Below are 14,696 nucleotides of genomic sequence, written 5' to 3' on the forward strand. Positions count from 1 at the left end.
TACCATGTTGAGCAGGATTCATGGGTACTTTTCTGCAATGTACAGGCATGCAGCATGGTACATAGTTGAAGCACAGCGCCCCGAGCCTTCATCCAGGCCCGGGGCGCCGCTAAGTCATCTTCTCTTGGCGACGGGCCTAGAGGATGAAGTAGGTCAGGTAGGTCATGGCGACCGTGGAGAAGCCGTAGATGAGCATCAGCGTGATACCGGGCAGCAGCAGGTCGGTGAACTTGAAGCCGCCGGAGCCGAAGCAGATGGCCATGCCGGGCGAGCCCATGGGCAGCAGCGAGTCGGCGTTGGCGCCGTAGGCGACTGCCATGGCCACGGGGACCGGGTCGATGCCCATGGTCATGCAGGTCGTGGTCATGAGCGGGATGAGCAGCGCCATGGTGCCGGTGTTGGAGAACGCCTGGGACACGATGTTCGCCACGAAGTAGAAGATGGCGAGCACGATGAACGGGTGCGTGTCGGCGCCGATGATGCTCACGATGAAGTCGGCGATGAGCTGGGCGGCGCCGGAGTTCTCGAGCGCGGTCGAGAGGCCGAGCAGGCCGACGAGCATGAAGAGGATGTCGACGTTGAGCGAGCTCGCGATCTCCTTCTTGGACATGCAGCCGGTGAGCGCGATGACAAGGCAGCCGACCACGGGGATGACGGCGATCTCGTACATGCCCATCGGGAGCACGAACATGCAGATCATGGTGAGGACGAAGACGACGTAGATGATCTTGTCCTGCAGCGTGGTCGCGCGGACCTCCTTGGTCTCCTTGACCTCGACGTCGGTGGAAAGCTCCTGGGAGGGCGCATCGGGCAGCAGCTTGTAGGAGATGAAGAGCAGTACGAGCGAGCCGATGATCGCAGGCAGAAGACCGATGATGAGACGGTCCGTCAGGGTCGCGGTGCCGACGCCGCCACCAGCCTCGACGAAGCTGTTCACCTGAGCGGTGAGGCCGACACCCATGGCGAGCGGGGCGACGCCCTGCCACATGAAGGCTGCGGTGGTCACAGCATAGAGGCTCTTGGTACGCGGGCAGGTGCCGTTGGCGTCCATGATGAGGCAGAAGGGCAGAAGCATCGTGATGCACGCGGTGGGCACGATGAACTGCATCAGGATTGCGGTCGCGAGCAGGAAGAAGAACACCACGCGACGGCCGGATCCACCAGCATGCTTCACGATGGCGAGGTTGATCTTCTCGACGATGGGCGTCTTGGCAATCGCCGCAGAAAGGATGAACATCGCGCCGACGAGGATCACGTTGTCGTTCGCGAAGTTACCGTACGCCTCCTCGAACGTGAGCACGCCCGTGAGGTAGAGGATGGTCACGCACGTGAGCGCAACCGCTCCCAGCGGAAACTTCTGGGAGATGAAGCCTATCACCAGCAAGGCGAAGACTCCAAGGGTCAGATACAGTGCCATGGTCTAGCAACCTCCTTCTTGCGTCTTATACGCAGCGTCGATAAGACCCTTCATGTAGCCAGTGGCGTAACCGGCAGACCACACGCTTCCACCTGCGAGCGACGGGGCGTCCTTGCCCGCCCATTCGGGATTGCGATATACGTGATCGACGTCGATGGTTCCGTCGAAGCCGTACTTCACGAGCTGCTTCGCGATGGCGAACATGTCCGCATAGCCGTCCTCGGCGAGGACCTCCTCGAAATACGGCATGGTGCCGCTCACGTTGCGGAAGTGGACGACGTGGATCTTGCCCTGCGGGGCGAACTCGGCGATGTCGTCCATGAGGTTCCCGAACGTCTCGCCACCCTCGAGCCAGCACCCGGTGCAGAGCTTCATGCCCAGATACGGGCTGTCGCTTGCCATCTTGAAGGCGCGACGGTAGTCATCGGAGCGCCAGATCAGGCTATAGGCCCCGCCAAGCGAGGGCGCAGGCGGATCGTTGGGGTGCAGCGAGATCTTGACGTCGGCCTCCTCGCAGACGGGAAGCGCGCGCTCGAGGAACCACTCGAAGTTGTCCCAGATCTCCTGCTCGCCGTACACGCGATCGTTCAGGATCGGACGGGCGTCGATCTCATCCATGTCCGCGATCATGGTGATGCCGCCGCGCGTGTGCTCGCCTACATCTACCTTGGTGCGCAGGATGCCGTTCGGCTGCCAGGCGATGTAGCCGCCCTTGATGCCATGGGCACCCAGGATGCGCGTGAACTCGTTGTAGCGCTCCATCGCCGCGTCGCGATCGTCGCGTCCGAGGATGATCGACGTGTTCTTGTACACGCCGATAGCGCCGCCGTTCGAAATCTCCAGGTCATAGCGGGCAGCGCGCTCCTGCAACTTGGTCACGCCCTCGTCGGTCGCGTCCTCCGGCAGGAAGTTCACCGCCAGCCAATGCACGCCCATCTCGCGAACCATCTGCATCTCCTCATCGGTGATGTTGCTCCCGATGGGCATCTCGACCTGCATCATCGTTTCCAGCCCCCTTTCTTCCTCTTCCTCTTGCTCCTCCATATGGGCCTGGAGGTGTTCCATGGCGTGATAATGGAGCACACGAAAAATGCATTCCATGGTATAGGGGATATGTTTAGATTGAGCACGTCGGAGGTTCACCGAACACTGGCAGACCCAAAGCTTCTGTATTCCAAAGGTTTTTCCCGTGCTTTTGTTTCGGAAGGTGCCCCGGATCGCCAAAAATGACCTTTTATCGGTGAATTGCTACCGCTCACGAACTATGTCCTGTGTAACTCCGTCGCATGAAATAGTTCTCCTCATTTTCTAGCATGTGGAACAGTCCATCCGAGCGCGTGTTTCCGTATGGTGTTTTCATCGCAACGAAGGAGGGCGGATGAACCTCGATCCCCAGATTGCAGAGACGATCGTCGACAACCTCAAAGGCGTCATCAACCACGAGATCAATCTGTTCGACACCACCGGTACCATCATCGCGAGCACCGACCGTGCACGCATCGGCACGACGCACGAAGGCGCTCGGCTGGCGGCCGAAACGCAGCAGCCCGTCCCCATCGACAGCGAACACCAATTCAAAGGGGCGCGCCACGGCATCAACGTACCGGTTATGTTCCAAGACGCCGCCGTAGCGGTAATAGGCATCACCGGTGAGCGTGCCGAGGTCGAACCCTTCGGCAACGTCATCAAGAAGATGACCGAGATCCTCATCCGTGAAAACTGGGATCATGTCGAGCAGTACGACCGCCGTGTGCGCATCGCGAACCTCGCGAGCATCTTGAAGCTGCGCCATCATGACGAAAGCCTTGCCGCCTACTACGCCTCGCTCTTGCAGATCGACCTCGATATACCGCGCATCGTGCTCGTTGGCTGCGCACGGGCAGAAGGCGACGATGCTCCCGATTACAACGACCTGTACGCGATGCTCCATGCGCGCTTCCAGTCGTTCAGGACGAGCTTCTTCGCATTCCTCGAACGCGATATCTGCATGTTCATCGATGCCCGGGATGAGCATCGGCTGCCCTCGCTCGTAGAGGGAATAAGCGATGACGCCGAGCGCGTGCTGGGACATCCGCTCATCTTCGGCGCAGGACGTCCCGCACCGTACGGAAGCGTCTACTGGCGAAGCTACGATGAGGCATGCCGTGCGCTTGAGTGGCTCGCGTTCAAGGATGACGATAAGCTCATGCGCTTCGAAGACATGGCCCTCGGACTCATCATCTCCTCCGTCTCGCAAGATAGCGCGCTTCAGCTCGTGAACCATGTGTTCGCCGGCCTGAGCGAGCGCGAGATCGAGGAGTATCAGGAGATCTTCGAAGCGTACGTGCGCCACAACGGCAGCATCGTTCATTGCGCCGAAGAACTCTACCTGCACAAGAACACCCTGCAGAACCGTTTGAACAAGATCGCGGCAAAGACGGGATACAACCCCCGCGACCTTGCAGACCATACGGTTTTGACCATCGCTTTCATGCTGCATAGCTACTACGGGAAGGGAACGAATCATGGCGATCCACGTACTCGATGAGGCTGAGCGCTGCCTTCAGTGCAAAAACCCGCAGTGCCGCAAGGGCTGCCCCATCTCCACACCCATTCCCACCGCCATCAAGCTGCTGCGCGAGGGGCGCGTGGACGAAGCCGGCGAGCTGCTCTTCGAGAACAACCCGCTTACCACCGTCTGCAGCCGCATCTGCAACCACGAATCGCAGTGCGAGGGCCACTGCGTCCTTGGTCGCAAGGGCGCGCCGGTGCACTTCAGCGCCATCGAGGAGTACATCTCCGACCTGTACGTCTCGCGCATGTCCGAAGAGCGCGTCGCTTCCAACGGCATGCGCGTCGCGATCATCGGCGCGGGACCCGCCGGCCTGGCCATCTCCGTCATCTTGGCGCAACGCGGCTACGACGTGACCATCTTCGAGAACCACGACAAGATCGGCGGCGTGCTGCGCTACGGCATCCCCGAGTTCCGCCTCCCCAAGCGGGTGCTCGACGATTTCCAAACGCGGCACCTCGAGGCGAACGGCGTGAAGATCCGCTTCAACACGACGATCGGCCAGGCAATCTCGATCGACGACATGTTCGAAGACGGCTACCGCGCCGTGTTCGCCGGCACCGGCGTGTGGCGCCCGCATGCGCTGCGCATCCCCGGCGAGACGCTCGGCAACGTGCACTACGGCATCAACTATCTCGCCAACCCCGATAGCTTCAAGCTAGGCAGGCGCGTGATCGTGATCGGTGTGGGCAACGCTGCCATGGACGTTGCTCGCACCGCGCTGCGCCATGGGGCGGAGCGCGTGACGTGCTTCGCGCAGTCGTCGCACGTGGCGGCGAGCAACCACGAGCGCAGCTATGCCGAACTTGAAGGCGTGGACTTCGTCCTTAACCGCGCGCCTGTGCGCATCACGCCGGAGGGCGTGGTGTTCATCCAAACCGAGGGCTCCGAGATCAGCGAGAACGGGGAGCCGCCCACACTGCGCGCGCTTCCTGGGACCGAGCAGCTCTTCGAGGCCGATAGCGTGATCATCTCCGCAGGCCAGCGCCCGCTCGACCGCCTGGTGAACACCACCGAGGGGCTCGAGACCAACGCACGCGGCCTGCTGCGCACCGACGACATAGGTCACACCACGCGACCCGGCGTGTTTGCCTGCGGCGATGTATCCACCGGCGCGCGCACCGTGGTCGAGGCCGTCGCAGACGCCAAGCGCGTCGCCGATGCGATGGATCGATACATGCAGGGCCTCGAGGGCTCGACGCAGCAAAGCGCGGAGGCAGCTGAGGACTGATCGGTGGGATTCAGGGATAGAAGCGCCGGGCTCGCATGCACCAGCTAAAGCGCCAGCCCCGCCTGCTCGACGGCAGCGAGCACGTCTTCGGCAATGGCGTCGATTGGGCGCGATGCGTCGATAAGCTTGACCCGCTCAGGCTCGGTGACGGCGATTGCGCGGAACCCCTCGGCAACGCGGGCCTGGTACGCTTGCCCCTTCGCCTCGATGCGATCGGCTGTGCGGGCACGGGTGCGCTCGGCGGCTAGCGCGGGATCGATGTCGAACACCAAGGTGAGCTGCGGATGGCATGCGCCCACAGCGAGGGCGTTTGCCGCGCGAACCATATCGAGTGATGCTCCGCCCGCGTAACCCTGATAGGCAGTCGTGGAGTCGTAGAACCGGTCGCATACCACCACGCGGTCCGCCGCGAGCGCGGGCTCGATGACCTCATGTACCAGCTGGGCACGGGCAGCCTCGTAGAGCAGCAGCTCGCACGCAGTGTCCATCTCGCTATTGGCGGGGTCTAGCAGCATCGCCCGGATCTTCTCCGATATGCTCACCCCGCCCGGCTCGCGCAGGAGGAGCACGTCATAGCCGGCGCGCTCAAGCGATTCAGCAAGCAGGCTCGCCTGGGTGGACTTGCCGCAGCCGTCAATACCTTCGACGGTGATGAACGCACCTGGTAGCTTTGATGTCGCCGACATGGGTCCCCTTACTCTTTGGTTTCACGCCGAACCATGGCATCCCGCTGGTTCATGGTTCGCACCGAACCATGATACCCGTTTGCCGCGCAGGAGACCCTACAGCGGCGCCGCGGTACCCACGAGCGACTCGTCCTCAAAGGCATGAACGTAGATGAGCTGCATGCCATAGGAGTAAGGCGCGATCTGGTAAGGATCGACGCATACCACGATGCCATCTGCCGTCGCATAGTAGCGCTCTGGGTCGCCCGCGATCTCCGAAAGCGTCGTCGCGTTGCAGCTGAAGTTTGGATCCTGCTCGCAGTACGTCTCGATCGCGGCGTGGGCCTCCTGCACAAGCGTGTCCCACGACACCCCGCAGGCATCCTCCACGGCAATCCGCTCGCCCGTTGATAGGTCGTAGAACGTGGCGCGCATGGATTCGTTGCCGTGCGCCCCGCCGGCGAAGATCCAGCGTTCGCTGCGCACGCAGGCGATGTTGCCCTCAAGGTAGGTCACCGTGTCGCGATGGACCGTCACCTGGGTGGTCCCGCCGTCGAACTCCCATGCCTGCGTTGCCTCGCGATCCCCCTCAAAGCTTGCCTGGAGCTCCTCGTTGAGCGCATCGAGGGCCGCGTCGGTGCCGCCATCCTCGCGCGTGAAGCGCGGATAACTCCAGCGCTGGGTTTCATCCCACTCCATGTCGACGCCTTGCGAAGAGGTGAAGGTAACGTCCTCCTCGATGAGCTCGTAGGCGTAAGCTGCTGCGGAAGCCTGGCCATCCCCCGCTTCGTCCGTCGATGCGCCCTCGCCTTCAAGCGCTGGACCGGCACCGGATACAAGCTCATCAAGCGTCTCATCGGTCGCCGTCATGCAACCGTAGACGTCGACCTCCTCCATGGTCGAGCCCTCGTCCTCAGTTCCGAAGTCACTGTTGAACTGCAGGAGGCTATAGCAATGCGTCGCCGGAGTTTCTGCCACGAAGGCATCCCATTGCTCTGATGTGGCCTCCGTGCCGCCGATCGCAAAGCTCTCCGTGGAGTCGCCGGTGTCATAGTTGAAGAAGGAGTTGCGTTGAGCCGCCGTCTCGAACGCCTTGTCTTCGAGCATGAAGTACCCGCTATGGTATTCCTCGACCATGGGCTCCGCAGCCTCGCCATACCACGAGGTTCCCATCACGGGTGTGCCCTCGCGCTCGTACAGATATTGGAAGTACGCACCGCCATTGGAGAACTCGCTCGCGCGGTCATAGACCTGCAAGAGCTCGCCGTCCTGATAATCCCAAACCGCAACGAGATAACCATCATGCTTGAGCTCGGCAATGGCACCATCCTGCACCTCGAGGTTGCACACGATGGTAAGCAGCTCGTCCGAACCGTCACCATCGAAATCGATGAGCTCGGCCAACGCGAGCCCCGTGAGCATGGTCTCCTGACCATCGTAGAGGTCGATGCTCGCCGGCTCGCCATATTGCTCGATGAGCTCTTGGCACTTGCCGTAGTAGGCAGCATAGGCAAGCTGATCCTCGGTGGGTCGCTCAGGAGCAGGCTCCTCGTTGGGCGCGGGCGCGGAGTCGCCCTCGCGCTCCGGTTCCGGCTGGATGATATAGGTCTCGTTGGTCGTCGTCTGATCGTGGTCGTAGTCGATGTCGTTGTAGTATTCCTCGCCTGTCTCCCCGTCGATGATGACCATGGTGTATTCGCCATCGGGAATCTCACCGAAGTCCTCGAATGTGAAGCCGCCCGTACCGGTCACGCGAATCTCTGATATGACCTCCCCAAGCGTTGGCGCCCCGTCGTCTTCCATGTTATCGGCCGTGCGCTCTGCCAACCGCACAACATAGGATGTCAGGTCGTTGCCCAGAGCGTCCCGTGGCTGGATGCGCGTCACCACGGAGCATGCGAGGGCGTCGCGCTGACCGAAGAAGACCACGTTGCCACCCGTAAGGTGCGGAAGCACGAACACGCAGACACCAATTAAGATGACGGCTACGATGCCAACGATGGCGGCAATCAGCGCGATGGGCTTCTTCGTATGCGGCGATGCCTGCTGCGGCGCGCTCGGGGCGGGCTGCTGGGGCATCATGCGCGTGGAGTCAGCGGGCTGCTGCGGCGCACCCGTCACCCACGGAGCCGCGTCGGCTTGTTGCGGCATCACGTGCGTCGGCTCGGCAGACGACGCATCCTCGACGCCGGTCGGCCAAAGAGCCTCCTCGGCTGCCCTGGCGTCTGCTGCAGCCTCCTCTGCCGCCGCGGCGCTCTCGTTCGAGCTCGCTACAGCCTCTTCCTCGCTTGCCGGAGCCATGGCAGCCCCAGCTCCTGCTTGCTCCTCGCGAGGAACGACCCGTACCACCGGCTTGCCGCACTGGGTGCAAAACTTCGTGCCCTCCGCAAGCTCCTTGCCGCAACTCGTGCAAAACATCGCATACCCCCGACCGCCAGAGGCCCACGACCCTCATCGCGGGCGCGTTTTCTCGTTAATTAATGGTACGACGAACGGCTGGATAATCTGCGGGCAAAAAATAGCAAGAGAGGCCCCTCTGCAGAAGCCTCTCTTGCTATTTTGCGCCCACCGTTTTACATCGATGACAAGGCCCGCCGAAGCATCGGCCATCCAACAGCGATGCCAAGACGATGCCGCAGCGATTCGAGCTTGCCGCTGGTTGCTCCGGTGGCACTCCGAGGCCGCATCACGCCTTAGGACTCTTGCTCGTCGCTTTCTTTGAGGTCTTGCGCGTGGCGCTCGTCTTTGCGCTCTTCTTCGCGCCCGATTTGGTACCTGGCTTCGCCGGCGCCTTACCGCGCCTCCCCCGCGCAGGCTTCTGCTCCTTACCGGGACAGTCCATGTTCACGCAGATGCGCCACGGCCCTCGCGCGGTCTCGACCACAACGATCGGCGCGCCGCAGTGCTCGCACACCTCGCCGGTTGCTTCGAGCTTGCCACGAGCGGGCAGCGGATAGGAGACGCCGCACTCATCGTAGTTGGAGCAGCGGATGAAGCGCTTTCCGCTTCGCTCGCTCTTGTGGGCGATCAGGTCGCCGTGACGTCCGGCTTCAGCGCAGGCCTTGCACTCGCCCACCACCAAGTCAGGCTCGAAGTTGGTAGGGCACTTGGGGTTCACGCACTGCTCGTACGCTTTCTGGCGGAACGGCTGGCATTTGATGCGCGGCGCGCCGCACTCCGGGCACACGGCGGCATCGCCCTCGAGCGGGCTCACCTTTACGCCGGTCGGCACGGGATAGGTCACATCGCAGTCCGGCCACCCCATGCAACCGATGAAGCTGCCGCGCGTCTTTGCCGAAGTCTTCATGACCAGGTCCTTGCCGCACTTAGGACATGCGCCCACGCGCGCGTCGGCGGTCACGGCGTCGGCGATCGCCTCGCCGAGATCGTCCTTGTGCTCGATGAGGGCGTCGAGCATGCCTGCGAGAAGCGCCCGCGAATGCTCGACCACGTGGTCTTGGGTATCGGTTCCCTCGGCGACGTGGGTCATGTCCTCGTCAAGCTCTGCTGTCATCTCGGGGGTGGTGATGCGCGGCGCGAAATCGTGCAGCGCGTCCACGATGGCCATGCCGAGCTGGCTCGGCTCGATGGGATCGTTCTTCAGGTAGCGTACCTGGTAGAGGCGCTCGATGATCGAGGCGCGCGTCGATTTGGTACCCAGGCCGCGCTTCTCCATCTCCTGCACGAGGCGGCCCTGGCTGTAGCGCGCGGGCGGCTCGGTCTGCTTTGCCTCAAGCTTGATATCGAAGACGTCGATCACATCGCCCTGTTCGAGCACCGGCAGCTGCTCATCGCGTTTGAGGCCGTACGGATAGGCCTCGCGGAAGCCAGCGTCTACGAGCACGTCGCCGCTCGCAGTGAAGGGTTCGCCCGCAACGTCGATGGAGAGCTTGGTGTTCTCGATGGTCGCCGGCCCCATGAGCGTGGCAAGGAATCGGCGCGCGATGAGCATGTAGAGCTTCTTCTGGCCACCGTCGAGCGTCTCGGGATCGCCCTGGCCCGTGGGATGGATGGGCGGGTGGTCGGTGGTCTCGGTCTTGCCGCGGGTAGGCTTCATGGGACCGGCAAGCACCTTGGCGGTCACGGGACGCAGGGCGGGCACGTTCGAGGAGAGCCCGTTCACGATGCCCGCGAGATCGAGCGTGCGCGGGTAGACCGTATTATCCACACGCGGGTACGAGATGAAGCCTGCCATATAGAGGCTCTCGGCAAGCCGCATGGTGCGCGCGGGGCTGATTCCTTCAGCAGCGGCGGCAGCTTGGAGCGATGTGGTGTTGAACGGCGCAGGGGGCTGTTGCTTGCGGCTGCGTTTGGCGACCTCGGAAATGGTGCCGGTCTTGGCATCCTCGACATGCGAGAACGCAGCCTCAGCAGCCGCCTTATCGGAGAAGCGCTGTGTCGCATGTCCGATCTTGAAGGCGGCGTCAGCATCTTCCCGGGGAGCGCCCATACCGCGAATCTGCCAGTAATCCTCAGGCACGAACGCCCTTCGCTCGCGCTCGCGCTCGACCACCAGGGCGAGCGTTGGCGTCTGAACGCGGCCGGCAGAGCGAACGTTGCCGAAGCCGCCAAAACGCGCAAGCGTGAGATAGCGCGTGAGTACCGCGCCCCAGATGAGATCGATGTACTGGCGCGACTCACCGGCGTCAGCTAGGTCTTGATCCAGCTCGACCAGATTGTCAAAGGCAGCGGTGACCTCTCCCTTGATCAGGGCGGAGTAGCGCGCACGGCTCACGGGGACGTTGGGAGCCACCTCGCGGACGCAGGAGAGCGCATCCGAGCCGATGAGCTCACCCTCTCGGTCGAAGTCCGTAGCGATGATCACATGATCGGCTTTTTTAGCGAGGTTCTTGAGGACGCGGATGATCTCCTTCTCCGCGGGCTTCTTCACGATGGGCGCCCATGTGAGATACGGAAGGCTCTCGACCTTCCAGCCCTTGATATTGATGCCGTTAGCGAGAAACGGCTTGCGCTTGGTATCGTACGGAGGACGCGCCAGGCCATCCGGCACATCCGCGGGGAGCACCTCGCCATCTTCTGAGATGCTGTACCAGCCCTGCTTCTTATCGAAGAGAATCTCGTCAGGGAAGTCTGGTGCAAGGATGTGGCCCGCGAGGCCCATGGAAACCCAATCCTCGCCCTTCACCGTGAACCGATAGACCTGGGTGTTGTAGACCTTATCGGTCTTTGGCTTGCCGTCGGCCAGAAGCTGGGCGATCTTCTGGGCCGCGATGTTCTTCTCTGCGATGACAAGTTTCAAAATGGAACCTCTTGGTTGCGTCCTTGCCGCATGCTGCCGCGCGCGGGCTTCTATGCTCGCGGGACAGTATACGCGAGTTACCTGCCGTTTACCAAAATCCCACCGGGAATGGTTGACAAATTGGACCCAAATGGCACCACTTGGCGCCCTTGGCGGTGTAACCGAGCGACTTCGCAACATCCCTCGCTGGACCTCGAGATGCCGATAATCAGACGCTTGAAACGTTTCAATCTAATGCAAATGGCTATCTGGAGGTACCTCGATGAAAGCCGAACGATTGCTGATGAATTGGTAGCCGCGGCATGCCGGCGCATTAGGCATCAAGGGTAATTTGGATATATGAACCGCACAATCCCCGGAACGCAGACTCGGCCCCGCGGCATCTGACCAACGGTGCAAGGGACGCTACGCCATAGATGCCCGCGCACCCCGCACTTGCTCGGCGAGCCACGAGACCCATGCATCCATGCCGTCGCCCTTGGTGGCGCTCACCTCGAACCGCGGCGCTGCGGGATTCAGATCATCCAAGACGCGGTTGTATCCTTCGCGGTTGAAGTCGAATGCCGGCGCGACGTCAACCTTGTTGAGCAGAAGCGCCCCCGCATGCTGGAAGATGCCCGGGTACTTGAGTGGTTTGTCATCCCCTTCGGGTACGGAGAGTATCATCACGCAGAGGTTCTCGCCCAAATCGAAGTCGACGGGGCATACGAGGTTGCCCACGTTTTCGATGAAGATAACGTCGATCTTGCTCAAGCCGACCGCCCCGTCGAGCGCTTCGACCGCCTGACCGATCATATTGCCTTCGAGATGGCAGAGGCCGCCGGTGTTGATCTGGATGGCGGGCATGCCTGCTGCCTTCATGCGCTGAGCATCCACGTCGCTGGCGATGTCACCCTCGATGACCGCCGAACGCAGGCCATAGGCATCGCGCAGGCGCGCGCTCGTAGCGAGGATCATCGAGCTCTTGCCCGAACCGGGGCTCGAGAGCACGTTCACCACGAAGGTGCCCGTATCCCGGAAGCGCTCGCGCAGCTGTGCCGCAAGGCGGTCGTTCCGTGAGAGAATCGGCTTCTCGAGATCGATGACCCGTTCTGACATGATGCACCTCCTGCACGCGGCGGACTGCAACCGCGCGCCTCCATCGATAGCCGCTTCCAACACGGCCCGCATGCGACCCACGCGTCGACCCCGCTAAGCGTTGCATGCGCACCCGCACGCTAAGGCAGGTCGACCTCCATCGAGACGATCTCGAGCTCGCGTCCTGCAAGGAGCGAGGTTGCGGAGCTCCCGCATTGCGGGCACCTGACGTGGAACCGGTCGTGGTCGAACTCCGCCCCGCAACCAAGGCAGCGGCTGCGAGGATGCACGTCCTCGACCACAAGCTTGCTTCCCGCCGTAAGCGGATCCTCTTCGCTCAAGACCTCCCATGCGAAATCGAGCGATTCGGGAACGGCCTCGCAAAGATCACCGATACGCAGCTTGACGGAGATCACGCGCAAGGCGCCCGCCTCACGCGCAGCCGTCGTCACGGTCTCGAGCACTCCTGACACCAAGCCGAGCTCGTGCATTGCAGGCGCCCGCTAGTCCTCGTCATCCATGAAGAGGGCGATCCTGCTCCCCGTGAGGCCCTTCTTGCCCTCTCGCGCGATGATCACGAAGCGCGTCACGAAAAGCGAGATCTCGTAGAGCGAGAGCATGGCGGCGTACATGAACAGTAACGTCACCGGACTCGCGTCGGGTGTAACCGAAGCGGAGACCACGAGCATAACGACATAGATGTAGCGCCAGGCGGAACGGAATGTGGCATAAGGAACGATGTGGAACACGGAAAGGTAGAAGACGATGAGCGGCAATTCGAATGCCACACCGAAGCCGATCATGAGCAGGATCTCGGTGTTGATGTAATCGACCAGATCCGGAAGGGCGGTCGCGATGGCGCTCGTCTCGCCGATGAGCCACTCGAATCCGGCGGGCACGATGATGAGGTAGCAGAACACCGCACCGACGAAGAAGAGCACCGTGGCGATGAGGATCGTGGGGACCACCCATCTACGCTCGTTAGGCTTGAGCGCCGGAAGGAAGAACCCGAGGATCTGCAGAAGGATCATGGGTACGCAGACCACCGCCGCGGTCTTCCACGCGATAGAGAAGCGCACGGAGAAACCGCCAAGGGACGTGGTGATGTAGAAGCGGCCGTCCTCGACGAGCGGGCGGATGGGGTCGGTCAGGATATCGATGATCGTGGGAGTCGCAAAATAGAAGACGACCGTCGCCACGAGCACGCTCACCACGATGATGGTGAGACGGCGGCGCAGCTCTCCCAGATGATCCATAAGCGGCATGCGCGCTGGTCCGATGGGCACTACCGCTCACCCCCCTTCGTTGCCGGTTCACCCTCATCTTGCAGGGCCTCCGGAGCGCTCGCGGAAGCATCGGATTCGACAGCCTGCGCAGGCTCGTCGGATGCTGCATCCGCGCTCGCGTCCGAGGCAGCCTCACCGTGAGCGTCATCGGCACGGTGGCGGCGCGGACGGCGAGCATAGAGGTCGGCAGTCGTGCGCGCAGGCTCGGGCTCGGAGTCCTCGGCTACCGCACCGGCAGCCGCCTGCTCCGCTTCTGCCGCAATGTCTTCGGAGGGAACCTCGCCAGCGGGCGAGCCGGTATCCTCCGAAGGGGACTCGGCTGCCTCGCGGGCAGCTTTCTCGGCAGCAAGGCGAGCGCGACGCTCGGCAAAGGTCTCCTTGCGAGCCTCCGACGCCTTCTGGGTGGCGATATCGGCACCCTCCGACGCGACGTCGGGAGCGGCTTCATCCGCCGCGCCCGCCGCAGGCTTGGCCTTGGCAGCCTCGGCGGTAGCCGCCGCTGCCATGGGGTCGACGATCTCGGTCTGCACAACCGAGGTCACCTTCTGCTGCGTCTCGCGGAACTGGCGCAGCGCGCGACCGATGGTGCGCCCCATCTGCGGCAGTTTATCCGGCCCGAACAGCAGAAAGGCAAAGACCAGAATTACGAGAAGCTCGGTATGCCCGATTCCGAACACGAGAACCTCCTGTGAATTTCCTCCCAGAAACACGCGCCTCGCTCAAGGCGAGTGCGCGCAAACGGTATGAGTATACCGCCCCGAACCGTAGCTGGCGTGGAGCTGACAAGGCCTTTACAGAGCGGTGACTTCGAGCTCGGCATCGACACCAAGCAGCTGCATCACGCGCATGACGGCAGGCTGGACGTGCGCGACCGAGAAGCGCTTGCCTCGCTCCTCAGCGTGGTGCGCGGCACCCACCAGCACGCCGATGCCCGTTGAATCGATATAGGCAACCTGCGCAAAATCGAGCTGCACGGTATCCGTCGGCTGCTCGAGAGCCAAATCGATCGCATCGCGCAGTTTAGAAGCGTTCGAGATGTCGACCTCACCCTCGACAACGATGGTGTAGAGCTCGGGCGTAGGCTGGGTGGTAATGACCAGTTCCATAGGTACTCCCCACATGCTGGCATAAAGCCGGCTAATCAGCGTTCTGGCAGCAACCCCTTCGAGGGCGCTGTATCCGGTCTATTGTACCGGTGATGCGCCCCCG

At 62.3% G+C, this 14,696-nt stretch carries 12 protein-coding genes; 2 read left to right on the forward strand and 10 right to left on the reverse strand.

Annotated features, from left to right (window positions below):
* Window positions 1-136: 136 nt before the first annotated feature.
* Both C1717_RS00700 and C1717_RS00705 read right to left on the reverse strand, forming a co-directional pair.
* Window positions 137-1,417 carry an SLC13 family permease gene (locus C1717_RS00700; protein ID WP_102371351.1) on the reverse strand — a complete coding sequence of 427 codons (1,281 nt, stop codon included), beginning with the start codon at window positions 1,415-1,417 and terminating at the stop codon, window positions 137-139.
* Between the two features lie 3 nt (window positions 1,418-1,420).
* Complete coding sequence (locus tag C1717_RS00705) at window positions 1,421-2,419, reverse strand: mannonate dehydratase (RefSeq protein WP_180965782.1); 999 nt, start codon at window positions 2,417-2,419, stop codon at window positions 1,421-1,423.
* A 376-nt stretch (window positions 2,420-2,795) separates the two neighbouring features.
* On the opposite strand from C1717_RS00705, the gene C1717_RS00710 reads away from it, so the two are divergent.
* Together C1717_RS00710 and C1717_RS00715 are read left to right on the forward strand one after the other, a co-directional pair.
* Window positions 2,796-3,944: a CdaR family transcriptional regulator gene (locus tag C1717_RS00710; protein ID WP_102371353.1), complete on the forward strand. Its 1,149-nt coding sequence runs from the start codon at window positions 2,796-2,798 to the stop codon at window positions 3,942-3,944.
* On the forward strand, window positions 3,922-5,199 hold the full coding sequence (locus tag C1717_RS00715) for an NAD(P)-dependent oxidoreductase (protein WP_102371354.1): 1,278 nt from the start codon (window positions 3,922-3,924) through the stop codon (window positions 5,197-5,199). The genes C1717_RS00710 and C1717_RS00715 overlap by 23 nt, the downstream gene beginning before the upstream one ends.
* A 44-nt stretch (window positions 5,200-5,243) precedes the next feature.
* Here C1717_RS00715 and tmk read toward each other — a convergent pair whose 3' ends face one another.
* The 8 genes from tmk to C1717_RS00755 all read right to left on the reverse strand — a co-directional run bounded on the left by tmk (window position 5,244) and on the right by C1717_RS00755 (window position 14,593).
* Window positions 5,244-5,885 (reverse strand): dTMP kinase, encoded by a 642-nt coding sequence (gene tmk / locus C1717_RS00720; protein WP_102371355.1) that lies wholly within the window; start codon window positions 5,883-5,885, stop codon window positions 5,244-5,246.
* A gap of 96 nt (window positions 5,886-5,981) precedes the next feature.
* Entirely contained in the window at window positions 5,982-8,282 is a 2,301-nt protein-coding gene (locus C1717_RS00725) for a zinc-ribbon domain-containing protein (protein ID WP_102371356.1), read from the reverse strand.
* Between the two features lie 268 nt (window positions 8,283-8,550).
* The gene (locus C1717_RS00730) at window positions 8,551-11,124 is read right to left on the reverse strand and encodes a DNA topoisomerase I (RefSeq protein ID WP_102371357.1); all 2,574 of its coding nucleotides are present in this window, start codon (window positions 11,122-11,124) and stop codon (window positions 8,551-8,553) included.
* A gap of 405 nt (window positions 11,125-11,529) precedes the next feature.
* Window positions 11,530-12,222, reverse strand: a complete 693-nt coding sequence (gene hypB / locus C1717_RS00735) for a hydrogenase nickel incorporation protein HypB (protein WP_102371358.1) — start codon at window positions 12,220-12,222, stop codon at window positions 11,530-11,532.
* Window positions 12,223-12,341: 119 nt separating this feature from the next.
* Complete coding sequence (locus tag C1717_RS00740; protein WP_102371359.1) at window positions 12,342-12,692, reverse strand: hydrogenase maturation nickel metallochaperone HypA/HybF; 351 nt, start codon at window positions 12,690-12,692, stop codon at window positions 12,342-12,344.
* A 12-nt stretch (window positions 12,693-12,704) separates the two neighbouring features.
* Window positions 12,705-13,487 (reverse strand): twin-arginine translocase subunit TatC, encoded by a 783-nt coding sequence (tatC, locus tag C1717_RS00745; RefSeq protein ID WP_245859327.1) that lies wholly within the window; start codon window positions 13,485-13,487, stop codon window positions 12,705-12,707.
* Window positions 13,487-14,164, reverse strand: coding sequence for a Sec-independent protein translocase subunit TatA/TatB (locus C1717_RS00750; protein WP_102371360.1), 678 nt, complete (start codon window positions 14,162-14,164; stop codon window positions 13,487-13,489). The genes tatC and C1717_RS00750 overlap by 1 nt, the downstream gene beginning before the upstream one ends.
* A gap of 114 nt (window positions 14,165-14,278) precedes the next feature.
* Window positions 14,279-14,593: an STAS domain-containing protein gene (locus tag C1717_RS00755; protein ID WP_102371361.1), complete on the reverse strand. Its 315-nt coding sequence runs from the start codon at window positions 14,591-14,593 to the stop codon at window positions 14,279-14,281.
* Window positions 14,594-14,696: the final 103 nt, after the last annotated feature.

Source organism: Enorma phocaeensis, from assembly GCF_900186505.1.
Classification (GTDB): domain Bacteria; phylum Actinomycetota; class Coriobacteriia; order Coriobacteriales; family Coriobacteriaceae; genus Enorma; species Enorma phocaeensis.